The organism is Marinirhabdus gelatinilytica (assembly GCF_003353425.1).
GTDB lineage: Bacteria > Bacteroidota > Bacteroidia > Flavobacteriales > Flavobacteriaceae > Marinirhabdus > Marinirhabdus gelatinilytica.
In genome coordinates this window covers 48,551-71,748 of record NZ_QRAO01000001.1, presented here as the reverse complement: position 1 = coordinate 71,748, position 23,198 = coordinate 48,551, and the positions used below count along the sequence as shown (strand labels likewise).

Annotated in this window: 21 protein-coding genes; 12 read left to right on the top strand and 9 right to left on the bottom strand. The window is 42.5% G+C overall.

Annotation, left to right across the window (positions count from 1 at the left end; genetic code table 11):
- Positions 1–46 precede the first annotated feature (46 nt).
- The 3 genes from C8D94_RS00305 to C8D94_RS00295 all read right to left on the bottom strand — a co-directional run bounded on the left by C8D94_RS00305 (position 47) and on the right by C8D94_RS00295 (position 4,922).
- A complete protein-coding gene (locus tag C8D94_RS00305) occupies positions 47–3,466 on the bottom strand; it encodes a hypothetical protein (RefSeq protein ID WP_115121921.1) in 3,420 nt (1,139 codons plus the stop codon).
- Positions 3,467–3,547: 81 nt separating this feature from the next.
- Positions 3,548–4,261 carry a geranylgeranylglyceryl/heptaprenylglyceryl phosphate synthase gene (locus C8D94_RS00300; RefSeq protein ID WP_115121920.1) on the bottom strand — a complete coding sequence of 238 codons (714 nt, stop codon included), beginning with the start codon at positions 4,259–4,261 and terminating at the stop codon, positions 3,548–3,550.
- Positions 4,262–4,286: 25 nt separating this feature from the next.
- On the bottom strand, positions 4,287–4,922 hold the full coding sequence (locus tag C8D94_RS00295; protein ID WP_115121919.1) for a 4'-phosphopantetheinyl transferase family protein: 636 nt from the start codon (positions 4,920–4,922) through the stop codon (positions 4,287–4,289).
- An 83-nt stretch (positions 4,923–5,005) separates the two neighbouring features.
- On the opposite strand from C8D94_RS00295, the gene ahcY reads away from it, so the two are divergent.
- Entirely contained in the window at positions 5,006–6,316 is a 1,311-nt protein-coding gene (ahcY, locus tag C8D94_RS00290; RefSeq protein WP_115121918.1) for an adenosylhomocysteinase, read from the top strand.
- Positions 6,317–6,366: 50 nt separating this feature from the next.
- Here ahcY and C8D94_RS00285 read toward each other — a convergent pair whose 3' ends face one another.
- Entirely contained in the window at positions 6,367–6,918 is a 552-nt protein-coding gene (locus C8D94_RS00285; RefSeq protein WP_115121917.1) for a hypothetical protein, read from the bottom strand.
- A 117-nt stretch (positions 6,919–7,035) separates the two neighbouring features.
- Between C8D94_RS00285 and C8D94_RS00280 the strand changes: the two genes are divergently transcribed.
- The 3 genes from C8D94_RS00280 to C8D94_RS00270 all read left to right on the top strand — a co-directional run bounded on the left by C8D94_RS00280 (position 7,036) and on the right by C8D94_RS00270 (position 9,338).
- Positions 7,036–7,674 (top strand): transglutaminase domain-containing protein, encoded by a 639-nt coding sequence (locus C8D94_RS00280; protein ID WP_211308891.1) that lies wholly within the window; start codon positions 7,036–7,038, stop codon positions 7,672–7,674.
- Between the two features lie 152 nt (positions 7,675–7,826).
- Positions 7,827–8,636 (top strand): hypothetical protein, encoded by an 810-nt coding sequence (locus tag C8D94_RS00275; RefSeq protein WP_147278472.1) that lies wholly within the window; start codon positions 7,827–7,829, stop codon positions 8,634–8,636.
- A gap of 6 nt (positions 8,637–8,642) precedes the next feature.
- Complete coding sequence (locus C8D94_RS00270; RefSeq protein WP_115121914.1) at positions 8,643–9,338, top strand: SH3 domain-containing protein; 696 nt, start codon at positions 8,643–8,645, stop codon at positions 9,336–9,338.
- A gap of 59 nt (positions 9,339–9,397) precedes the next feature.
- Here C8D94_RS00270 and rpmA read toward each other — a convergent pair whose 3' ends face one another.
- The 4 genes from rpmA to C8D94_RS00250 all read right to left on the bottom strand — a co-directional run bounded on the left by rpmA (position 9,398) and on the right by C8D94_RS00250 (position 11,943).
- Positions 9,398–9,661: a 50S ribosomal protein L27 gene (gene rpmA / locus C8D94_RS00265; RefSeq protein WP_115121913.1), complete on the bottom strand. Its 264-nt coding sequence runs from the start codon at positions 9,659–9,661 to the stop codon at positions 9,398–9,400.
- A gap of 38 nt (positions 9,662–9,699) precedes the next feature.
- Positions 9,700–10,410 carry a 50S ribosomal protein L21 gene (rplU, locus tag C8D94_RS00260; RefSeq protein ID WP_115121912.1) on the bottom strand — a complete coding sequence of 237 codons (711 nt, stop codon included), beginning with the start codon at positions 10,408–10,410 and terminating at the stop codon, positions 9,700–9,702.
- Positions 10,411–10,510: 100 nt separating this feature from the next.
- A complete protein-coding gene (locus C8D94_RS00255) occupies positions 10,511–10,972 on the bottom strand; it encodes a DUF4199 domain-containing protein (protein ID WP_115121911.1) in 462 nt (153 codons plus the stop codon).
- 68 nt (positions 10,973–11,040) lie between these two features.
- Complete coding sequence (locus C8D94_RS00250) at positions 11,041–11,943, bottom strand: DMT family transporter (RefSeq protein WP_317047676.1); 903 nt, start codon at positions 11,941–11,943, stop codon at positions 11,041–11,043.
- A gap of 178 nt (positions 11,944–12,121) precedes the next feature.
- On the opposite strand from C8D94_RS00250, the gene C8D94_RS00245 reads away from it, so the two are divergent.
- The 3 genes from C8D94_RS00245 (at position 12,122) to C8D94_RS00235 (ending at position 15,015) form a co-directional block, all read left to right on the top strand.
- Entirely contained in the window at positions 12,122–12,886 is a 765-nt protein-coding gene (locus C8D94_RS00245; RefSeq protein ID WP_115121909.1) for an exodeoxyribonuclease III, read from the top strand.
- Between the two features lie 79 nt (positions 12,887–12,965).
- Positions 12,966–13,919, top strand: a complete 954-nt coding sequence (locus C8D94_RS00240) for an OmpA family protein (protein ID WP_115122970.1) — start codon at positions 12,966–12,968, stop codon at positions 13,917–13,919.
- Between the two features lie 58 nt (positions 13,920–13,977).
- The gene (locus C8D94_RS00235) at positions 13,978–15,015 is read left to right on the top strand and encodes an NADP(H)-dependent aldo-keto reductase (protein ID WP_115121908.1); all 1,038 of its coding nucleotides are present in this window, start codon (positions 13,978–13,980) and stop codon (positions 15,013–15,015) included.
- A 106-nt stretch (positions 15,016–15,121) separates the two neighbouring features.
- Here the strand turns inward: C8D94_RS00235 and C8D94_RS00230 are convergent, their stop codons facing one another.
- Complete coding sequence (locus tag C8D94_RS00230; RefSeq protein WP_115121907.1) at positions 15,122–15,511, bottom strand: SPOR domain-containing protein; 390 nt, start codon at positions 15,509–15,511, stop codon at positions 15,122–15,124.
- A gap of 224 nt (positions 15,512–15,735) precedes the next feature.
- Here C8D94_RS00230 and C8D94_RS00225 point away from each other — a divergent pair, with 224 nt between their 5' ends.
- Genes C8D94_RS00225 through C8D94_RS00205 form a run of 5 tightly spaced genes read left to right on the top strand, consistent with a single transcriptional unit; the run spans position 15,736 to position 23,190 of the window.
- On the top strand, positions 15,736–17,076 hold the full coding sequence (locus tag C8D94_RS00225) for a c-type cytochrome (protein ID WP_115121906.1): 1,341 nt from the start codon (positions 15,736–15,738) through the stop codon (positions 17,074–17,076).
- A gap of 29 nt (positions 17,077–17,105) precedes the next feature.
- Positions 17,106–20,174, top strand: a complete 3,069-nt coding sequence (locus C8D94_RS00220; protein WP_115121905.1) for a TAT-variant-translocated molybdopterin oxidoreductase — start codon at positions 17,106–17,108, stop codon at positions 20,172–20,174.
- A 26-nt stretch (positions 20,175–20,200) separates the two neighbouring features.
- Positions 20,201–21,979, top strand: a complete 1,779-nt coding sequence (gene nrfD / locus C8D94_RS00215; protein WP_115121904.1) for an NrfD/PsrC family molybdoenzyme membrane anchor subunit — start codon at positions 20,201–20,203, stop codon at positions 21,977–21,979.
- Between the two features lies 1 nt (position 21,980).
- On the top strand, positions 21,981–22,514 hold the full coding sequence (locus C8D94_RS00210) for a DUF3341 domain-containing protein (RefSeq protein WP_115121903.1): 534 nt from the start codon (positions 21,981–21,983) through the stop codon (positions 22,512–22,514).
- Position 22,515: 1 nt separating this feature from the next.
- Positions 22,516–23,190 (top strand): c-type cytochrome, encoded by a 675-nt coding sequence (locus tag C8D94_RS00205; RefSeq protein WP_115122969.1) that lies wholly within the window; start codon positions 22,516–22,518, stop codon positions 23,188–23,190.
- The last annotated feature ends 8 nt before the right edge of the window (positions 23,191–23,198 follow it).

Here is a 23,198-nt window from a genome sequence, read left to right as displayed (position 1 = left end):
GGCTGCCCAAACGGGTAGCCTTTTTTACATGACAGCTATTCTTTTTCTAAAAATAAGCACGTAACTGCATACTCCCTGTGTGAACGGTCTTGGAGCTCTCGCTCTTTCTCCCAAAGTAGGATAGGTTTGCATCCAGATATTTAGTAATCCTTTTTTGCAACAACAGCGACCAGGTAAAATTGGTGCCAGGCTGTAGGCCCTCCAGCATTTGGTAGGCTACCGGAGAGATAGCGCTGCCTGTAAAGTTGTTGTCAATATATGTGAACTCTCCATTGAGTGAAATTTTTTGGGCATTGGTATAACTGAATGAAGCCCCTAGTTTTTGCTGCTGTAAACGTTCGTTTGCGCCCAAGGTATTCTCTTCGTCCATAAATTGATAAAAAACATCAAACCTCGTAGCACGACTGAAGAGATAGGAAAGCTTGGGATTGGCCTCGTAACTTTCCAGATTAAAATTTCTGCTGGGAAAATTTTCCGAAGTACTTTCGTTCGTGTTTGAAGCTCCGCGAAGGTTGAGCAACCAAGATTCCCAAAATTTATGGTTGAAATTTACCTGGTGGCTCAGCAACTGATTTTCCTGTAAGCCCACTGCCAGTAAATTACTGCCTTTATTGGACACGAATGTGTAATTGGTACTATAATGTTGTTTTCCGCGGTTGAAGAAAAGTGCATTCCTAAAATTGAGATTGAGTCCCAATTGGTCCTCACCTCCATCCAAGAAAGGATTCAGGTTAAAACCATCATTGTCCCTGCGCACTTTCCTGTTGAGAACGTACGAGGTCTGGTTGTAAAACCGGGACAGTAGTCCCAAAAAACCATTTTTGTTGTTCCAATTTTTAGGGTCCAAGGTGATAAGCTGGCTCAACTTATTCTCCCTAACCTTAATAAAGACCCTATTGGGGAGTAATATGCGCACATAATCTGCCTGGTCCTGGAACTGTGCAATCTCAAACTCGTCCAATTCCTGTATGCCGTTGTTGTTGTAATCTATCCACGTGTAAATTCCCTGTCCGGGATCTACTTGGGTATAGGTAAATTCTTGTTGGGGGAGCACCCCGTTATTCGCTTCCAGAACGGTATTGAAACGGATCCCATTTTTCAAGATATTTTGGTTGTACAATATTCTGCTGTTCAACGATTTTTCGGTGGTTTTGTTATCTGGGTCGTTAAATGGGGTGAGTTCCCTATAATTGGCAAAGACCGAAAGTTGGGTGTTTGCCGTGTTGAGTAGTTTCGATTTTAAGAAATAGGTGTTTGCCGTGTTCACTTTCAGCAATTGGTTAAACTGAACGCTATCGGTAACCCTATACCTATACCCGGCTTCAACATATACATTTGTACTGTCCCCAATACCTGCAAATGCCTCATATTCGGCAAAACCTTGACTTACTAGACTCAGGCTGTCGGTTTGGGTCTGTATAACTTGGTTGTCCTCGGTACTGATTTTTCCCCCTACCCACGCTTTTTTGAAACCGTACACCGAAGCATGGTGCAATCTGGCAAACTTAGATTGCAAGCTATCACTCTCACTGTCCAGGATGCTTCCATTGGTATAACTCCTTAGGTTGCCAAAACGGGTAGTACCGTTTATCACGTGGCGCGTTCCTGAAAAGTTTTCAGAAAAGTCCAAATTCTGAAACGTATATTGTGCAGTCCCCATTTTTGGCGAGCTGAACTGAAGCCCAGCAATTGCAAACCGCTGGTCTCCCTCAGGGTCTATCAGGTTCCAATCGCGGTTAAACTCTATGTTGTACAGGCGCTCAATGGTTCTGAAATCCTTGTTTATATAATCCAGAGAACCAATGGCATCGAGTTTTAAGGTGTCTGCCGTGGTAATGATGTTCTGTCTAGCAGCAAACCTTCCGGCAAACCCGTCGTTGTTGGCATCGTCCAGACTGGAGAACAGGTTGAGGTCGTTTTGGCTTCCTGCAACCTCAAAATCTATGAGGGTCTTTCCAGTAGGACGGTAGGAGCCGTTCAGGCCGCCTATCTGCAGTTTGGTGGGTGCATTCAATCGTATCACGGGATCGTAGTTTCCCTGTGGTACACCATCTACTGGCGGGACGTATTCAAAAATAGTGCTAATAGCGCTCTGGTCGCTTATAATGTAGTTTCCCATATTGTCGCCCACTAACGAAAACCGAACACTGAACAGCTCGTCTTCAGGATTATTTGAAAACACAAAGATTTCCTCTCCGTTAAGGGTCAGTTCCTTTTTGTACAATATCTTATTTTCTGAAAAAGTATCTTCAACGGCCGAGGGGGCCACCATAGCATCCATATCATCCCCAGCATTCTGTAGTATGGCTACTTGTTCTTCGGTTAAATTTTGCTGAAGGGGCTGGTTTTTTGCATCACTTTCAGAATACACATATACGCCAATATCTAGCTTCTCACTGGTGTAGTTTCCACCACCATAGCCTATGAAACGCGTGTAATTTCGGTCTGTGAATTGGTACTCTACCGTGATTCGCATATTGGCCGTGATGGGGTAGGTTGGGTTGAACTTTATTTCACCAGCGTTGTAGTCTATCACATAGTCTGCATTCTCGCCACGTTGTAGCAACAAGCCGTTTACATACACACGCTCACTTCCAGAAACAATAAGGATAAAAAGCTCCCCATTGGGGCCCACCAGCTTATAAGGGCCTTGGTTGCCCTCTTGCCCCGTGAATTGGCTTCGCTGAAAGACCCCGCGCACCAAGGCTCCTGCTGCAAAGGCACTGGTGCTGGCACCGCTTTCGTGGTTCAGGGTGCCCCCAAGAGAAATACCCTGTACTTTTTTAATGAACCTAGCAAAATAGCTGGTGGTGTTCTGTAAATCTACATCTCCTGCGCGTATGTTCCAATTGTCGCTGTAAAGCTCTATGAATATCTGGTCAAATTCATCGAGGCTTTGGGAGTATCCACCTTGCTGTGTAGGGATATTGGCATCTTGAATGGATGCGCGGATGGAAACCTTGTCATTAAGTTTCCCGGTTATCTGAAGGTCCAGCTCGCTGTTTACCACTGCGTTCTGGTTGTTGCCAATGGTGAGTCCCCTGGAAATACTTCCCACGGTGTTAAGCCCATCAAAAGGAGTGAAGGTGTTTTTCTTGTTTCCTTGCTCCAGTGAATAGAGCCGTTCCATCGCACCAGTGTTTTCAACGATCAAAGAGGGGTCGAATGTGTAATATTCCCGCGTGAGGAATTTGGGGTATTGCAGATAGTTTATGGTGATGGTGTCCAGGGTTTTGGCTTCTTCAGAAAGCATCAGCATCCCTTTTTTGAAATCTATGCTATATAAGGTGCTGTCCAGTTTTTTCCCTGAAGCATCGAGGATTTCGAACCTGGCAGGATTTATGGCCAGGGTGTCTACCTGTATAGTGTCCCTTGCGGCTTTTTTAATGGTACGGTACGTAGTTGTCTCTTGCGCTACGGATAGGGTAGCGGCACACAGGCATAAAAAGGACAACAAATACTTCATAGGTGTACAAACGTAACGTTGAAAGTTCTATTTTGTTGATTGTTTCATTAAAACCTTTCAGAAGAAAGTGGTGTGCCCCATTTAAGGGGTCTTCCTTTCTTCAAAATGGGTGCCCATCACGACCATAGTTGCCCCTGCGTTGTAGGCGGCATTTTTTTGTGCTTCGGTCCTGATGCCTCCACCAACGAGCAAGGGGATATTGATTTCTCGCTGTACTGCTGTGATAATGGTTTCTGAAACAGGAGTCTTGGCTCCGCTACCCGCCTCAAGATAGATTAATTGCATCCCTAATAATTCGCCAGCTTTTGCGGTGTCTACTATTTTCTGGATATTGTCTTGGGGCAATGGCTGCGTTTGCGTAACCCGTTGCACGGCAGATTGGTTGCCTCCCTCAATGAGCAAATACCCCGTAGGGATCACTTCCAGTTGTGTTCCTCTTAATTTTGAAACTGCCTTTACTTGTTGGCCTATCAAAAAATCGGAATTGTTACCAGAGAGCAAACTTAAAAAAAGCAGTGCATTTGCCTTGGTGGTTATTTGCGAGACATCCCCTGGAAAAATGATGATTGGGGTGTTTGTCTGGCGTTTAAGTGCTGTTACAACCGCTTCGGTCTTTCCTTTAGAAACGGTACTGCCGCCCACGAAGAGATGGCTTGTGTGTTCTGGGATACTTTTTAGGAATTGGGTGGTAATTCCGGTGTTGAATTCCTCGGGATCTATCAAGACGGCTAGCAACTGTTCTTTTGCGTTATACGCAGATAGTAGTTCTTGGTAAAGGGTCGTTGCCGTGTTCATGGAAAAGCCAATTTTCGTATCCTGCTCAATTTTCAGCTTTTAGTGCATAGGCACAAGTAAACCCTTCAAACTCCAAGAACCAAACCCTGTAATTTTCTTCAGCATCCTCAAATCCCACTTGGGCGGTTGTTTGCAGATTTTCCAGCCTAAAATCTTCTACGTAAATATGTTGCAGGAAGCTCACTCCGGGGGTTGCAAAACTCTTATACAGGCTTTCCTTTGCGCCCCAGACCATGGTGAGCTTTCGCATGATGGCGTCTTCATTGGCAAGGGTTCTATATTCTTCAATTGGAGTGAATTTATGTGCTATTTTAAGGATCTTGGACCGTTGTTTCTCAATATCTATACCTACTTCAATATCACTAATTATGATTGCTGAAAATATAAACGAGTGGGTAATAGAAATACATTTTCCGTCCTTTAAATGCGGTTTGCCGTTTTCATCATAAAACAGGTCGTGGTCTGTATACCCTTCAGCAGCCAATAGATGGCGAACGCTCATAAAACCACGACGGTGGAGGTCGCTTTTCATGTTTGCTACCCTGGCCGCACAGTTTTTGGTGAGCGAAATACCACTGGAAAGTTGCCCGAAGGATTCTTCAATCTTCCAAATCAGCACCTTAGCATCATTTCCTACTGTTATAGTTTTGTAAAGTGGCATTATTTCTCAAGGATATTGTGTATTTTTGCAGTCCGAAAATTGAACGGAAAGAAAAAGTAATTTAATAATTCAAATATAATAATATGTCTACGAACACAGCGCCTTACACAGCGTATAAAGTAAAAGATATTTCACTGGCCGCTTGGGGTCGAAAGGAAATTGAACTAGCCGAAGCAGAAATGCCCGGATTGATGTCCCTTCGCGAGGAGTACAAAAATGAGCAGCCCCTAAAAGGAGCGCGTATAGCAGGATGCTTGCACATGACCATTCAAACTGCCGTACTTATTGAAACTTTGATCGCGCTTGGCGCAGAGGTTACGTGGAGTTCTTGCAACATTTTTTCTACACAGGACCAAGCCGCAGCAGCCATAGCCGATGCTGGGATCCCTGTATATGCTTGGAAAGGGATGAACGAAGAGGAATTTGACTGGTGCATAGAGCAGACCCTGTTCTTTGGGGAAGACCGCAAGCCGCTCAATATGATCTTGGACGATGGTGGAGACCTTACCAATATGGTGTTGGACAAGTACCCAGAGTTGGTAGACGGTATAAAAGGACTTTCTGAAGAGACCACGACGGGAGTTCACCGTCTCTACGAGCGTATGAACAAAGGAACCCTGCCTATGCCGGCCATTAACGTGAACGATAGTGTGACCAAAAGTAAGTTCGACAATAAATACGGATGTAAAGAAAGTGCAGTAGATGCCGTTCGCCGTGCTACCGATGTAATGCTAGCAGGAAAACGTGTTGTTGTTTGTGGATATGGTGACGTAGGAAAAGGTACCGCAGCCTCTTTTAAAGGAGCTGGTAGTATCGTGACCGTGACCGAGATCGACCCAATTTGTGCGCTACAGGCCGCTATGGATGGTTTTGAGGTGAAGAAACTGGAAACAGTAGTGGGCAATGCCGATATTGTGATTACTACCACAGGTAATAAAGACATTGTACGTGGAGAACACTTCTCTGCTATGAAGGACAAGACCATTGTATGTAACATTGGCCATTTTGACAATGAGATTGATGTAGCATGGTTGAACAACAATGCAACCAAAGACGAAATTAAGCCACAAGTAGATAGATACGACCTTAACGGAAAGCAAATCATCTTACTTGCTGAAGGTCGTTTGGTAAACCTTGGCTGCGCAACAGGGCACCCAAGTTTTGTGATGAGTAATTCGTTCACGAACCAAACCTTGGCACAGATCGAGCTTTGGAACAACGGAGACAAATACGAGAACAAAGTATATATGCTGCCAAAACACCTTGATGAAAAAGTAGCAAAATTACACCTGGAAAAAATAGGTGTGGAGCTTACCGAGCTTAAAAAAGACCAAGCAGATTATATTGGTGTGGACGTAGAAGGGCCTTATAAGCCGGAGTACTACAGGTATTAATTACGAAGTACGAATGAATTTTAGGACCCTTGCAGGAATGCAGGGGTTTTTTATTTGGTGGGTTTGCTTCTTAGGTACACCTCAATATATTCAGTAGTGGTGAGGTACTCTTTTCGCATGGTGTTCGCATAGTCCAATATTGCGATGTGATTTTCATATAATGGATTTAGGGCATCTTTTAGGTCCTCGTCTGTTACGGTTAGGGCGATATACCATTTTCCGCTCCGGCTCTCGTAGGCGTTTTCCATTACGGGATCCACTCCCTTTTCTCCTAAGGCCGCATCCACAGCCATAGGCAACAGGTTTACGGTTTTTGTGCTTCGTTCTACTTCATAAAAGGTGAGGTAATAGGTTTTATCATCTATTTCAATAGGAATGTTCCCAGTGTCATCATCGTATACAATCTGGAACTTGGCATTCATATAGCTATAAAATTCATTGGCATCCTTGGGGTCTTCAAAAGCATATACGTAGTTAAAGGGAAGTTGTCTTTTGAATTTCTTTGGCGGAAAAACCTTCCCGCCCTCAAAATTGGGAGCTATCTGCAAAGGAATGCAGGATACAAAAAGAAAAGTGAGTAAAGCTGCTGAAAGATATTTCATGGGTTGGTTGTTTTAGCAAGAAACATCAATTATTGTTCCGAATTGAGATAGTGCGAGATTTACCTTTGAAATATTTATGCTGGATATTACGTTAAAAAAGTAATGGACCCCCGAATAATGAAGTTTTTTCCTTGCGTGTTCTTCCTTGCGATAGTAGTAGGAATCACACCCTACATTTCTGCACAAAATCGAAACATTATTGGTGAACGACCCATTTATAGATCGGACCACATTACGAAAGGGGATACCCATAGCATCAAAACAAAAAAAAGCAACACCCAAAAACTCGCCCTGGAGATTACCCGAGGCAAGCAGACCAATGCTGAAAAAGCCAAGGCCATTTTCCAGTGGATCACCACAAACATTGAATACGATAACGAACTGCGCCTTAGCCGAAAACTCCAAAAGGAAATATACACATCAGAAGAAAACGTTGTGTACCACGCCCTGAAGAGAAAAAAGGCACTTTGCGGGGGCTATGCATTTCTCTTTAAGCAACTATGTGGGGCAATAGGCATTAAGGCTGAGGTGATTCACGGGTTTACTAAGCAAGGAAATACAATACACAAAACTTCACAAAAACCCGAACATACGTGGAATGCCGTATACCTCAATGGGGAATGGAAATTACTCGATATCACTTGGGCGGTGAGTCATGGCAGCCCTGGAAAGCCAAGATGGTTTTGGTATGCTACAAAACCTTCAGATTTCAAAAAAACTCATGTGCCTCAAAATGGCCATGGCGATTTATTCTAGATTGAAAATAATTCATAACCAGTCAAATAATATATTTTTTCATTAAATTTAGATACTATTTGCTCTTAGGAGCTATTGTCGATTCTCAATATATTTTTTATCCCCAAAATTTATGAATATGCTGAACTAGTATTAAGATATTATAAATCTTTATGGATAATCTAATAGGTGACTCTATCAAAAACATGAGCGGTTTATCTGCTCTGGATACGCCAATATATTTAATTGGTATCACTGCTGTTATTGCGTTATTGAAGTTGCCCAATTACGAGGTCACCAATATGCAGTGGCAACTACTTTTCGCGATTTTCATAATTATTTTATTCAGTACAATTGTTTTCACCATGGTGAGACAAAAGCATATTACGAAAAATCAGGATTTAAAAATTAAGTTATCTAGAAGTGGCTCTATAGTTGCGGCTATTGCTGCAATACTCTTTGCAGGCGATGAAGCACTTAGGTATCCGTTTTTATTCCAGCTCATTATTTTTGCCGCTATAATCCAGGTTGTTGTTTTTTCAATTTATTTGATAGTAAAAGAAATCTCAAAAAGAGATTCAGCAACTATTGAACAATTCCAGAAAGTGCCAAGCTATCTTCAGCTAGCGTTGCTCACTTCAGCGCTATTGGTTGGTATTGCAAGAAACAGCCATCACTTTGGGGAACATTTGAACCTTTCCGATAATAATATAGAAGCTTATTATCAACCAAGGGCAGATAACTTGCACGCTGTTAATAGGTCTATCCCAAACGTTGTCGATGAATTTTTGAAAGAGAGAAATGAAAAAACCAAATTGCAAGAGGTGGAAATTCAAACTAAGTACGATAATATATTAACGTTCGATGAGGTTTCTGGGCGCTATTATCAAATCAACATTTCTTTGCTGGTTCTTTGGGGCTCATCGATGCTCATCTGGATCTATATTCTGTTTTTTAAGAAACAAACACTTTCCAATCACTAATGTATCATGAAAAAAGTTCTTTTCATATTAATCGTATTAGTTATTATTGGGGGTTTCGTAATAATTGTCAAAAAAAAGCCAAGCACACCTTATAAACCAAAAGTCACCCTTAAAGACCAAGGGCAAACAGATGAAACAGAGCCAGAAACTGTTGATTACACTAAAGAAGAGACCTCACCCAAAAAGGACATAGATCATACTACTACTGAAATTGCTCAGGAGAGAGAAAAGGTATTTGAATATTACCATATAAACAATTTAAGGGTTAATTTAAGAAAGGGACCCTATCTTTCTTCTGAAATAATTGAAACCCTAGTCATTGGAACTAGGCTTTATGTACTTAACGGAAATGTGAAAGGAGGTGAAGTAAACAGCTTAAAGCCTGGGAATTGGAGCAAAGTGATAGTGGGCAGCAAAATTGGATATGTGTATAATTCCTGTACTAGTAGTATAAATACAAACTCAAAAAATTATAGTCCACTTATCGCCACGCTTAAAAGTGATGCTTTTGTTTTTTCTGGCAATGATATCAACTCTAAGATAAAAGATACCCTTAAAAAGGATTTAAAGGTTTTATTGACTCAAAGATCTACTGAAAAAGTGTATTATAAAAATGTAGGAAGCTACTACTGGTACAAAATGGAGAGCTGTAGAGTAGATGGCTGGGTTTTTGGTTCTGAAATGGAGATTGCCAATCAATAAAAAAATCCAACTAATTAAGATTAGTTGGATTTTTTAATATTCAAAGGTCTTAAAAATAACTACGCCTCTGCGTGCGGCACGATAGAAACGTACGATTTGTTATTTCTCTTTTTGGTAAACTTTACCACACCGTCCACTTTTGCGTGCAATGTATAGTCTTTTCCAGCATATACATTATCGGCAGGATGGTGCTCCATACCACGTTGTCTTATGATGATGTTCCCGGCAATTGCCTCTTGGCCACCAAAAATCTTAACACCAAGGCGTTTCGATTCTGATTCTCTACCGTTTTTAGAACTACCAACTCCTTTTTTATGAGCCATCTTGTTTCGGTTTTATAGGTTTAACTTTGGTGGAAGGCTTATTTTCTTCCGCCGTCTAACTTGTCTTGTAATTTTTCTAGTTCGTCCCACTTCCCATCTGCAGCTAATTGTGCTTGCTCTGGCCAAGTATCGGTAACTAGGTGTGCCAATCTTGAGCTAGCTTCGGTCAAAATTTCAGAAAGTTTTTCTGGTTTCGACTTTGCTACTTTGGCAAAAGTATCAATTCCTGCTGCAACCATCGCTTCCATCGCTTTTGGCCCAACACCCTCAATTTTCTTAAGGTCGTCTGCCTTAGCCGATTTTTTCGGAGCTGCCTTTTTTGCTGGAGCTTTCTTTTCGGCCTTTGGAGCCTCTTTCTTTGCTTCAGCTTTAGGGGCTGCTGCTTTTGGTTCAGCTTTCTTGGTTTCTTTCTTAGGAGCGGCTTTCTTTTTTGCTCCAGAGGTTGCAATGCTTTCGATCACGATTTCAGAAAGGGCCTGTCTGTGACCGTTCTTTACACGGTAACCTTTTCTTCTTTTCTTTTTGAAAACAATAACCTTGTCACCCTTAAGGTGTCTTAAGACTTTAGCTCCTACAAGAGCGCCGTCTATAGCCGGGGCGCCAATGGTAATGTTGTCTCCGTCACCTACTAAAAGAACGTTGTCGAACTCGACTTTTTTCCCTTCTTCAGAGGCTAAACGGTTTACAAAAACCTTTTGGTCTTTCGCAACTTTAAATTGCTGCCCTGCTATCTCTACAATTGCGTACATAGCGTAACGTTTAGTTAAATTATTTTAAATTAAAACCCGCTTCTCTTCAAAGCGGGTGCAAATATAATTTTAAAATCTTAATCCACAAAGGGTTTGTGCGCTATTTTATAGGTTGGTTTCGGTTCCCGTCTTTGGTGTTCCAGGATTCCTTTAATAGTTGCATAAATGCGAGCGTTAATACCAGTGAGGTAGAAAGCCCCATCAATACTAGCGATATTAGGATGATAAAGGTGCCACTATCGTAATTGAGCCCCCAGGTATCGAGGATATTTCGTGAAAATTCGGTGTCTATCTGGTACATGTTTATTGCCATAAAAGCAACAAAGATCAAGGTGGCAATGGCCCCGCTCATAAAGCCTACTTGAAAGCCTTTTTGATACTTGAACTTATTTTTCTCAGTCTTATACGATTTTAAGGCCATTAATATTCCCGCTCCATAAATCACTCCGTTAGCGGCACTTAAAACTGGATACCTGTGCAGTCCCATCAATTTAGTGATTACAAAGTAAATAATAAGCCCAATAGCTATTAAGACTCCGTATTTAAGATATATCTTCGACATAAGGTTGATTTTTGTTGAAAGTTAAATTTCGGAAAAAATCTAACAAAAACCTATTATTTTAATCAATATTAGTGTTGCCTCTTTCTTTTGTTGCCCAAATAAACACCAAAAAGAATAACCAATGCCGCCACAAATTGCCAGATACTAAAACTCTCCCCATCTACAACACCCCATAAAACAGCAACTATGGGCATCGTGTAGGTAACCGAAGAGGCAAATACCGGGCTTGCAATCTGTACAAGTCTATTAAAGATTACTTTGGCAATAGCGGTTCCGAAAAGTGAAAGGATTACCACATAGAAAAAGGCAAGTTGCATTTCGGCAGAAGAAAAAATAGTCTCAAAAAAACCTGTATAATATAAAATGATGAGAGCGGGAAGAAAAACGAACAGGAAATTACCGGTTGTTACTGCCAAGGCGCTTATATCGCTCAAATATTTTTTTATAATGTTCACATTGAGCGCATATCCAACGGTTGCCGTAATTATCAACAAGCTGTACCAATAATTTTGGTTGGGATTAAACTCGGCTCCCGCCACGATTAGCATAAGTGTGCCGGCCAGCCCAATAAAAACACCTATTATTTGGTTCCGGGAACTAAGGATGCCAAACAGTGTTGCGCCTACAATTACAGTATTTAATGGGACAATGCTATTAAGGATAGAAGCCACGGCACTGTCTATTTCATTTTGCGCCATGGCAAATAGGAACGGAGGAAAAAATGAAGATATAAAACCAGAGGCGGCTATCCATTTCCAATGGTGTCTCTGCACCTGTTTCAAACTCTTAAACCCTACCGAAAACAAAAAAATTGACGTAAGCACAATTCGCGAGGAACCAAGCTGGGCATCGGTAAGGCCTACCAGGCCTTTTTTTATCAATATAAAGGAACTTCCCCATATCAAAGAAAGAATTGCAAGATAAAGCCATTTTAGGTTGTTGCTGCCCATTTCAAATTGTTGAAGCTGCAAAGTTGAGCATTTTTCACACTACTACATTGTTAATTAATTTTAAAAAACCTTTTTGCATAAGTTCGTTTGCCTTGGTGTACTATCATAAATTTGTCCGTGGCAACTTTTTAGGCAGTACGCTGAAAGATCAACTATCACAAGAACACTTGTTGCTGCATTATAACTTTATAAACTGAATATGAAAATAATCTCCTATAACGTAAACGGAATACGTGCCGCCATACGAAAAGGCTTTTTGGATTGGTTGCAAGCTGCAAACCCAGATGTAATCTGTATCCAAGAAACCAAGGCTATGAAAGAACAGGTGGACGTTGCTGAAATCGAAGCAGCTGGCTACCCTTATCATTACTGGTTCAGTGCACAAAAAAAGGGGTATAGTGGTGTTGCCATTTTCTGTAAAAAAGAACCCAAGGATGTAGCATATGGAACAGGTATAGAAAGTATGGATTTTGAAGGTAGGAACATACGGGTAGATTATGATGATGTCTCCATTATGAGCCTTTACCTGCCAAGCGGGACCAATATTGCACGCTTAGAACATAAATTGGAGTACATGGCAGCTTTTCAAGCGTATGTGGACCAGTTGAAAAAAACCATCCCTAACTTAGTGATTTGTGGCGATTATAATATTTGCCATAAAGCTATAGACATACACGACCCCGTGCGTAATAAAAATGTATCAGGATTTTTGCCCGTGGAGCGCGAGTGGATAGGTAATTTTATAGATAGCGGATTCATAGATAGTTTCCGTCACTTTAATAAGGAGCCTCACCATTATACTTGGTGGAGTTACCGCGCCAATGCCCGTGCCAATAATAAGGGTTGGCGTATAGATTACAACATGGTGGCCCAGCCCCTACAAGAAAACTTGAGTAGAGCCGTTATATTACCCAACGCCTACCACAGCGATCACTGTCCGTTGTTAGTGGAGCTTGAATTTTAATACAAGTATTCTTAAACTGAATTCCCCATTGAAGGGGGCTAGGGGGATGTTTTTCCTTAGCTTTAATTATATGTTCAAAATGAAAAACATACTCACTTTATTGCTTATTGCTATTTCACTTACCAGCTGCGTGTCCTCCCAGGTATATGAAGATATAAAGGATAAAAACGAATCCCTCCGTGCCGAAAACGAAGCCCTAATGGCACGGCTGGATGGACAGGGCAATACTAATGCCGATGTATATACCGTCGCAAACCTTGAAAAGAAACTCGCAGAGTCCACGGCCGAAAAAACCCGTCTCGCCATGGAGCTTGCGGCATTAAAAACAAATCTGGCAACCTTGCAGGCCTCTTACGATGCATTGGAGTCGAACAGCTCTGAAAACCTTACCGAAAACTTGGAGCGTAACCGAAAGTTGTTGGCACAACTTCAAGAAAAAGAAAAACAACTTGCCGAAGAGGATGCCCGTTTAAGGACCCTTCAAGAAAAACTGAAGGACCGTTCGCAACGTGTGGAAGAACTGGAGAGCATCATCGCAACAAAAGACGCTAAGATGCGTGCGCTTAAAGACGCCATATCTGCAGCGCTTACCAATTTTGAGGGCAATGGCCTCACAGTAGAACAGCGAGACGGAAAAGTATATGTGTCCATGGAGAACAAATTACTTTTTGAAAGTGGAAGCTGGGCAGTAAATAGCCGTGGTCGCCAAGCTGTAGAACAATTGGGCACTGTCCTGGCAAACAATCCTGAAATTGCAGTACTCATCGAGGGCCATACAGATAATGTGCCCTATGGCGGGAGTGGAAACATTCAAAACAACTGGGACCTTTCCACAAAAAGAGCCACTGCAATTGTAACTATATTAACCGAAAACAGTGCTATTCCCAAGGATAACCTAACCGCCGCAGGTCGAGGAGAATTTGCACCCATCGCTCCCAATACCTCGGCTGAAGGCAAAGCAAAAAACCGAAGGATTGAAGTGATCCTTACCCCAAAACTGGACGAGATAAACAAATTGCTGAACCAGATGTAATAGCAGTCCAGCCAGCCATAAACAATAAACCCATCCGCATATGGAGCGGAGTCTAAATATGAAATACACCATCCTTCCAAACACCAACCTTAAAGTAAGCAAGATTTGCCTGGGTACTATGACCTTCGGAAACCAAAACACCGAAGCGGAAGCCCACGAGCAGTTAGATTTTGCAATTGAAAAAGGCGTCAATTTTATAGATACGGCCGAAATGTATGCCATCCCAGCCTCACCCGATACACAGGGTCTTACCGAAAAATATATCGGTTCTTGGATTTCTAAGGCAGGTATGCGTAGCAAAATTGTTTTGGCCTCAAAGGTAACGGGGCCTTCCCGCGGGTTCAGCCATATCCGGGAGGAGTTGGATTTCAGTAAAGAATCCTTGGAAGATGCCCTCCACAAGAGTTTGAAGCGGTTGCAAACAGACTATCTGGACCTCTACCAATTGCATTGGCCCGAGCGGGCAGTGAATATATTTGGCACTCGTGATTACAACCACGCTCCAAACAAGCGGTGGGAGGATAATCTAGCCGAAATATTAGAGCGTCTGGAAGCTTTTGTGAAAGAAGGGAAAGTGCGGCACTTAGGGCTAAGCAATGAAACCCCTTTTGGTGTAATGCGTTATATGGAAGAAAACCGCAAAGGAAAGCTGAAGATGGTATCGGTACAAAATGCATACAATTTGTTACAACGCCGTGACGAGGTTGGTCTCACCGAAGTGCTGCAAATGGAAAACATAGGCTACTTGCCATATTCACCCTTGGGTTTTGGGGTGCTAACGGGAAAGTATCTAAATGGACAGAAACCAGCAAACGCTAGGGTTACATTGTATCCCAGGTATTCGAGGTACAGCTCAGAGAGTTCGATGGAAGCGACAAAGGCCTATAAGGAAATTGCCGAAACGTTTGGTTTGAGCCTTACACAATTGGCTTTGGCATTTGTGAACGAGCGACCATTTGTTACTTCAAATATTATTGGGGCAACGAGTGTCGCACAGCTTTCAGAAAATATTGATAGTATAAACGTGACGCTTTCCGAAGAGATTTTGAACAAGATACAGTCCGTTCACGAACGAATGCCCAATCCTGCACCGTGATGTTGAGTTTGCAATTTCAGTAATAGTTTGTAGTGAAGTTGTTTCAAAAAAACGCTTTCAAAATTAGTAACCGCTGAAAGGGCTCTGATTTTGTCCAACGCCCAACTTACTTCGAAGGTTTCAAGATAAATGCAGCAGGGAACTTCTCCTTTATCTCCAGCAACGCCCGGTCTGCCTCAAGCCGTGTGGCAAAATCGCCGGCCCAGATCTTATAATTGGGGGTTTCGTACTCCAAAGAAGCTGGCCAGGCAGCAAAGTTTGCTTTGTATTTACGCAAAACACTATTAGCTTGTGAAAGCTCACCATAATATAATTGTATGGTAAACCCCTGCCCCAATTTATTATCTTTCTCCAGTTCCTTTTTTAGGTCAAGTAATTCTGGGATTTTAGCATCTTGGTTAACGGTCACTGTGGCTTGCTGTCCCACAACGTCTGTAATGGCGAAAACCAATAAAATACTGAAAATGAATATATTGAGTGTGTGTTGTTTTTTCATGAGTCTAGATTGTGAATACAAAGGTAAAACCTAAAAACTATTTTGCTGGGCAATTTATTATTTAGAATTAGTATAAATTACATCTTAACAGTTTATTTGGATTTAGAAAATAAACATAAACACGTACTTTTGCACAGTTATTTAAGGCACCTAATATAGCGTTAGATATAGTAGAAACAATAACTAATTATGTGCCAAACTATTGCCATTAATTAACCATTAGTATGCAAAAGGTGAAGTTTAGAAATCTACCCTCCATAGTATCACTCCTATTGTTAGCAGTATTGCTAACTTTTTCAAACAATATATCGGCACAAGAAGGTGAGGCCAATGATGCCACGGTAACAGCCGAGGCAGATGCAGAGACACCAGCCGCAGAGGGCGTGGGTGATGCCGAAGTTGGAAAGACACTGTTTAACGCGAACTGTGCGGCGTGTCATAAATTATACAAAAAAGCTACAGGTCCAGCACTCTTCGAGGTTTCAAAAAAATACGATCGTGAGTGGTTGTATAGTTGGATCAAGAATAGCCAAGCGCTCATTGCTGCCGGCGACCAGCAGGCCATTGCAATTTTTGAGGAATACAATAAGTCTGTAATGACCCCCTTCCCGGGCTTGAGCAATACAGATATCGACAATATCTTAGCGTACACAGACACTCCAAAACCAGAACCAATTATTGCTGAAGGAGGTCCGGTACAAGAAGGTGGTGGAAGCGGTGTTTCAAACAACATCATCCTTGGAGCCTTAGCACTCGTGTTCTTACTGTTGGTTGTTATGTTGATCTTGGTTAACAAGACCCTTAAAAAGATTGCAGAGGCAAATGGGGTTGTGTACGAAGAGAAAGAGAAGCGTGCGCCACTTTGGAGAGTATTTGTAGAGAACCAATTCTTGGTACTGGTAACAGCTATTTTCTTGTTACTATCAGCAGGGTATTTTATGTACGGATATTTTATGCAGGTAGGTGTGGACCAAGGATATGCGCCGGTGCAGCCTATACACTACTCGCACCGTATACACGCAGGCGATAATGAGATAGACTGTAAATACTGTCACTCTTCGGCAAGAAAGAGCAAGACATCCGGAATCCCTTCCTTGAATGTGTGTATGAACTGCCACAAGAATATTTCAGAAGTTTCAGATGATACCTACGCAATGGGTATGGACGAATACGGTGTAGATTATAACGCTGAGATCCAGAAACTTTACAAAGCAGTAGGTTGGGACCAGTCCACACAACAATATACGGGTAAGACGGAGCCGGTGAAGTGGGTGCGGATCCATAACCTTCCAGACTTTGCTTACTTTAACCACTCACAGCACGTTACAGTTGCTGGAATTGATTGCCAGAAATGTCACGGTCCGGTTGAAGAAATGGAAATCATGGAGCAGTTCTCGCCACTTACAATGGGATGGTGTATAAACTGTCACCGTGAGACCAACGTGAACGTAGCCGGTAACGAATATTACAAAGAAATCCACGAACAGCTTTCCAAGAAGTACGGTGTAGACCAGTTGACGGCAGCGCAAATGGGTGGATTGGAATGTGGTAAGTGCCACTATTAAAATTGAATCATACTATTTCAGATAAGATTATGACATCAAACAAGAAATACTGGAAAAGTGTTGAAGAGTTGGACGAAAACAACTCGATTGTTGAAACGTTGAAGCAAAACGAATTCGTGGAGCCTATCCCAACCGATGATTTTTTGGGAGACAAGGAAACATTGGAAGCTTCTTCGACAACACGTCGCGATTTCTTAAAATATGTTGGATTTTCAACAGCAGCAGCTTCATTGGCCGCCTGTGAAGGTCCTGTGATTAAGTCTATCCCTTACGTGGTAGCTCCGGACGAAATCGTTCCTGGGGTTGCTAATTACTACGCCACCACTATGGCAGACGGGTTCGATTTTGCCAATGTCTTGGTAAAGACCCGTGAAGGTCGCCCAATTAAAATTGAAAGAAATGACCTTGCTAAAAATGGTGGAAGTGTAAATGCACGTGTGCACGCTTCGGTATTGTCTATGTATGACAAGAACCGTGTACAAAACCCAATGGTGGGTGGTAAGGAAGTTACTTGGAGTGAGTTTGATACGGCCGTAGCCCAGAAGATGAGCGAGATGGCCGGAAAAGACGTTGTGTTGCTAACGCAAACGTTCGCCTCTCCTTCAACTTCAAAATTGATAAAAGAGTTTACAGCACAGTATCCTAATGTGCGCCACGTTATTTACGATGCGGTTTCTTCTTCGGAAGCATTGGATGCTTTCCAGAATAAATACGGAACAAGAGCCTTGGCCGACTACGATTTCAGCAAGGCAGATGTAATTGTTTCTGTAGGTGCCGATTTTATTGGCGACTGGCAAGGAGGAGGATACGAGGCAGGATATGCCAAAGGACGTATCCCAAAGAACGGAAAAATGAGCAAGCATTACCAGTTCGAGGCCAATATGAGCTTGGCTGGTGCCAATGCAGATGTTCGTGTTCCCGCAACACCTACGCAACAAATGCAGATTTTAAAGGCTTTAACGGGAGGTAGTGCTTCTGGATTGCCCGAAAATGTAGCTGCAGCAGTTTCAAAAGCAAAAGCGCATTTGCAAAAAGCAGGTGGTAAAGGGGTTATTGTAACTGGGTTGCCAGATGTGCAAGCACAAACTATGGTGCTTAATTACAACGAGGGCAAGCAAGTGATGGATAGCGCTATGCCTAGAATGACCTCAATGGGGAACACCCAAGAGGTGATGAAGGTGATGAACGGTGTTGTTTCAGGAAGTATAAAAGGAATGATTACGGTAGGGGTGGATCCTGTGTACGCTTTCCCCAACAAAGATTTTGCTGAAGCCTACAAGAAACTAGGTATGTCCCTTGCGTTCTCTATGAAGCCGGACGCAACCGCCAGTGCTGCACAAATGGTAGCAGCAACACCACATTATTTAGAGTCTTGGGGTGATGTTCAGTTAAAGAAAGGTTCTTTCAGTATCATGCAGCCTACTATTAAGCCCCTCTTTAATACAAGACAGTTTCAGGAATGTATGTTGAAGTGGACCGGACGCAGTGAAACCTCTTACTACGATTACCTTCGCCAATTTATGGAAGGTTCAGTATTGGGTGGGACCTCTTGGAACCAAGCGGTCCATGATGGAGTGTTTACCAGCGCAGCTATAGTTGATACCGATGCTGATACGACCAATAGTGAAAGTTTAGATTTAGAGTCTTCAACCTCAAACGGAGCCTTGTCCAGTGCAACGCAAAGAGGGGGAATGGAGCTTACCTTATATACAAAGACTGGGTTGGGTAGCGGAAACCAAGCTAACAATCCTTGGTTGCAAGAATTACCAGACCCTATTTCCAGAGCCTCTTGGGATAACTACGTAACCGTTTCCAAAGCCGATGCCGATGCAATGGGCTTGGAGAACTACAATGTGGCCAATGGTGGCTTGAACGGTAGCTATGTAAATGTAAAAATGAATGGGGTAACCGTAGAGAATGTGCCTGTACTTATCCAGCCAGGACAAGCAAAGGGGTCTATTGGTCTAGCACTTGGATACGGGCAAACGCACGGTATTCAAGAAGAAATGCAAACCGGTGTTAATGCTTACCCACTGTACAGCAACTTTAAAGCCGTGCAAACGGGTGTAACACTTGAAAAAGTTTCAGGAATACACGAATTTGCTTGTGTACAGTTGCACAACACTATGATGGGGCGTGATATTATTCGCGAGACCAGCTTGGAAATTTTCAACACGAAAGATGTACACGATTGGAATCCAGTTCCGGAAGTATCCAAGGACCACCAAGAGATCCCAGTAACTTCGCCAGATGCCGATCTTTGGGAAGGTTTCGACCGTTCCATTGGGCATCACTTCAACCTATCCATAGACTTAAATGCGTGTACCGGTTGTGGTGCTTGTGTAATAGCTTGCCACGCAGAGAACAATGTTCCCGTAGTAGGAAAAGCCGAAGTACGTAAGAGCCGTGATATGCACTGGTTGCGTATTGATAGATATTATTCTTCTGAAGGTTCATTTGCTTCAGATAACGAAAAGAAGGAAAACATTTCAGGATTGGGAAGTTCCCTTTCAGAATATGGCGAAATGGAATCTGCAGCTGCAAATCCGCAAGTAGCTTTCCAGCCCGTAATGTGCCAGCACTGTAACCACGCTCCTTGTGAGACGGTGTGTCCAGTAGCTGCTACAAGTCACGGTCGCCAAGGGCAGAACCATATGGCGTACAACCGCTGTGTGGGTACAAGGTATTGTGCAAATAACTGTCCGTATAAAGTACGTCGCTTTAACTGGTTCCTGTATGCCGAAAACGATGAGTTTGATTACCATATGAACAACGATCTAGGTCGTATGGTGTTGAACCCAGATGTTGTGGTACGTAGCCGTGGGGTGATGGAGAAATGCTCTATGTGTATCCAAATGACACAGAAGACTATCCTTGATGCCAAGCGTGATGGAAGACCTATTAAGGATGGTGAGTTCAAGACCGCTTGTTCTGCGGCCTGTGAAACAGGAGCAATTGCTTTTGGAGATATCAATGCTAAAAAGAGCGAGATACACGAATTAAAAGAAAATAAACGTATGTACCACTTGTTGGAAGCTGTTGGGACCAAACCTAACGTGTTTTACCAAGCCAAAGTGAGAAATACAAACGAAGCATAACTAACTAAGAAATAGATTATATAGATATGGCGTCGCATTACGAAGCACCTATTAGAAGACCCTTAGTTATAGGAGATAAAAACTACCACGATGTTACTGTGGATGTGGCTGCTCCTGTGGAAGGTAAAGCAAATAAATCCTGGTGGATTGTATTCACCATTTCCTTAATTGCATTCCTTTGGGGGCTGGGTTGTATTATCTACACCGTTGCCACTGGAATTGGGGTTTGGGGACTCAACCGAACCGTTAACTGGGCATGGGATATCACCAACTTCGTTTGGTGGGTAGGTATTGGTCACGCAGGAACCCTTATTTCGGCGGTACTGTTGTTATTCCGTCAAAAATGGAGAATGGCGATTAACCGTTCGGCAGAGGCGATGACCATCTTCTCGGTAATACAGGCTGGATTGTTCCCTATTATCCACATGGGACGTCCTTGGTTGGCATACTGGGTATTGCCTATTCCTAACCAATTTGGTTCGTTATGGGTAAACTTTAACTCGCCACTCCTTTGGGACGTATTTGCGATCTCTACCTATCTTTCGGTATCATTGGTATTCTGGTGGACAGGTTTACTTCCGGACTTTGCGATGATTCGTGATAGAGCAATTACACCCTTCACAAAAAGAGTGTATAGCATATTGTCATTTGGTTGGTCCGGTCGTGCAAAAGACTGGCAACGTTTTGAGGAAGTTTCATTGGTATTGGCAGGTTTGGCAACCCCGTTGGTACTTTCGGTACATACCATTGTATCGTTTGACTTTGCTACCTCGGTAATACCAGGATGGCACACCACTATTTTCCCACCGTACTTCGTTGCAGGGGCGATTTTCTCTGGATTTGCGATGGTAAACACCCTTCTTATTATAATGAGAAAGGTTTCAAATCTTGAAGACTACATCACCATCCAACATATCGAATTGATGAATATCGTAATCATGATTACGGGTTCTATCGTAGGGGTAGCTTACATCACAGAGCTGTTCATCGCTTGGTACTCAGGTGTAGAATATGAGCAATACGCATTCTTGAACCGTGCCACAGGACCTTACTGGTGGGCATATTGGGCGATGATGACGTGTAATGTGTTCTCGCCTCAGTTTATGTGGTTCCCAAAATTGAGACGAAGCATTATGTTCTCTTTCTTTATTTCGATTGTAGTAAACATTGGGATGTGGTTTGAGCGTTTTGTGATTATCGTAACCTCATTGCACCGTGATTACTTGCCATCTTCTTGGACGATGTTCTCACCTACGTTTGTAGATATTGGAATTTTCATAGGTACAATAGGATTCTTCTTTGTATTATTCTTACTATATGCAAGAACGTTCCCTGTAATTGCACAGGCAGAGGTAAAGTCTATCCTGAAATCTTCGGGAAGCAAATACAAGAAATTGCGGGCAAAGCATGGGGACGACGTAAAGCATTACGACCCTATTGTACGTGAGCCAGCCGCAAATGTGAGCCATGTAGACGACACAACCGAAGAGGGCCACAACGAAACGGTAAATGCCGATGCGCTGATCGATTCAGAATACAAAAAAGACCAAGTGGATAACCTGTTGAGCAGACTGGGGACTTTTGATCCAGCGACGCAAAAAGCAGACAATCTTAAGAAAATAAGTGGCGTAGGTCCAGTGATGGAACAGAAATTACATCAATTGGGTATTTACACATTTGAGCAAGTAAGTAGAATGCAAGAGCAGGACTACGACCTTTTAGACGAAATTATAGGCGAGTTCCCAGGACGAGCAAAACGAGACGACTGGGCAGGACAAGCCGCACAACTAAAAAACAACGCGTAAGATGGCAAAACATATTCACGCAATCTATTCAGACGATGACATCTTGATGCAAGCTGTCAAGCAGGTACGTGCAGAGCGCTACCATATTGAAGAGGTATATACCCCATTCCCGGTCCATGGACTGGACAAGGTAATGGGATTGGCACCAACAAGAATTGCGATTTGCTCTTTCTTGTATGGTCTTGTAGGGCTTTCAGTAGCTATCACGATGATGAATTTTATCATGATCGAGGACTGGCCACAAGATATTGGTGGAAAACCAAGTTTCAGTTACATTGAAAATATGCCTGCCTTTGTGCCTATTATGTTCGAGCTTACCGTATTTTTTGCTGCCCACCTAATGGTAATTACTTTTTATATGAGAAGTAAATTGTGGCCCTTTAAAAAAGCCGAGAACCCAGATGTTCGTACAACTGACGATCATTTTTTAATGGCCATAGACGCTGGACACCATGATGTGGACAAGCTAAGCCAGTTTTTGTACGATACAGGAGCATTGGAAATTAGTTTAATTGAAAATGACGATGACCATTAATATGAAAAAGATACTAAACATATCACTTGTTGCATTGGTAAGCCTTTTGGTGTTCTCTTGCGCAGATGAAAACAGTCCTAACTTTCAGTACATGCCCAATATGTATGAGCCAGTAGGTTATGAAACCTATGGCGAATATGATATTTTTGAAGGACAGCAAGAAGCAATGTTACCTGCCGAAGGTTCTATCCCAAGAGGATGGCAACCGTACGACTATGAAAATACGACCGAAGGTTTGGAACTTGCAAAAGTAGCACTGAAGAACCCATTACCCGTTACCGATGAAAACTTGGCAGCTGGAGCGCAATTATATACAATATACTGTGCAGTATGTCACGGGGATAAAGGTGACGGACAAGGTATCTTGGCACAGCGTGAAAAATTCTTGGGAATACCAAGTTATGCGGCCGAAGGTAGGGTTATTACCGAAGGTGGCGTATACCATGTACAAATGTACGGGTTGAACACAATGGGATCCTACGCCTCACAAACTAACGAAAAGGAACGCTGGCAAATTACCCAACACGTAATGAACTTGACGGCACAATTAAAAGGAGAGCCTTTGTTGGAACCTAAAAAACAAGACACACTCAATGATATGATTGAAGTGTTGAATGAAAATATTTCTGAAGAGGATACCCCGTTGGATACCGAAACTTTAGAAGAAACTAACTAAGAATTTAA

Coding starts and splice junctions, on each gene's coding strand:
- C8D94_RS00210 (WP_115121903.1), top strand. CDS start 21,981: ATGGCAAAACATATTCACGCAATCTATTCAGACGATGACATCTTGATG.
- C8D94_RS00230 (WP_115121907.1), bottom strand. CDS start 15,511: ATGAAAAAACAACACACACTCAATATATTCATTTTCAGTATTTTATTG.
- C8D94_RS00300 (WP_115121920.1), bottom strand. CDS start 4,261: ATGAACACGGCAACGACCCTTTACCAAGAACTACTATCTGCGTATAAC.
- C8D94_RS00245 (WP_115121909.1), top strand. CDS start 12,122: ATGAAAATAATCTCCTATAACGTAAACGGAATACGTGCCGCCATACGA.
- C8D94_RS00305 (WP_115121921.1), bottom strand. CDS start 3,466: ATGAAGTATTTGTTGTCCTTTTTATGCCTGTGTGCCGCTACCCTATCC.
- C8D94_RS00240 (WP_115122970.1), top strand. CDS start 12,966: ATGAAAAACATACTCACTTTATTGCTTATTGCTATTTCACTTACCAGC.
- C8D94_RS00225 (WP_115121906.1), top strand. CDS start 15,736: ATGCAAAAGGTGAAGTTTAGAAATCTACCCTCCATAGTATCACTCCTA.
- C8D94_RS00280 (WP_211308891.1), top strand. CDS start 7,036: ATGAAGTTTTTTCCTTGCGTGTTCTTCCTTGCGATAGTAGTAGGAATC.
- C8D94_RS00205 (WP_115122969.1), top strand. CDS start 22,516: ATGAAAAAGATACTAAACATATCACTTGTTGCATTGGTAAGCCTTTTG.
- ahcY (WP_115121918.1), top strand. CDS start 5,006: ATGTCTACGAACACAGCGCCTTACACAGCGTATAAAGTAAAAGATATT.
- C8D94_RS00220 (WP_115121905.1), top strand. CDS start 17,106: ATGACATCAAACAAGAAATACTGGAAAAGTGTTGAAGAGTTGGACGAA.
- nrfD (WP_115121904.1), top strand. CDS start 20,201: ATGGCGTCGCATTACGAAGCACCTATTAGAAGACCCTTAGTTATAGGA.
- C8D94_RS00255 (WP_115121911.1), bottom strand. CDS start 10,972: ATGTCGAAGATATATCTTAAATACGGAGTCTTAATAGCTATTGGGCTT.
- C8D94_RS00270 (WP_115121914.1), top strand. CDS start 8,643: ATGAAAAAAGTTCTTTTCATATTAATCGTATTAGTTATTATTGGGGGT.
- rpmA (WP_115121913.1), bottom strand. CDS start 9,661: ATGGCTCATAAAAAAGGAGTTGGTAGTTCTAAAAACGGTAGAGAATCA.
- C8D94_RS00285 (WP_115121917.1), bottom strand. CDS start 6,918: ATGAAATATCTTTCAGCAGCTTTACTCACTTTTCTTTTTGTATCCTGC.
- C8D94_RS00275 (WP_147278472.1), top strand. CDS start 7,827: ATGGATAATCTAATAGGTGACTCTATCAAAAACATGAGCGGTTTATCT.
- C8D94_RS00235 (WP_115121908.1), top strand. CDS start 13,978: ATGAAATACACCATCCTTCCAAACACCAACCTTAAAGTAAGCAAGATT.
- rplU (WP_115121912.1), bottom strand. CDS start 10,410: ATGTACGCAATTGTAGAGATAGCAGGGCAGCAATTTAAAGTTGCGAAA.
- C8D94_RS00295 (WP_115121919.1), bottom strand. CDS start 4,922: ATGCCACTTTACAAAACTATAACAGTAGGAAATGATGCTAAGGTGCTG.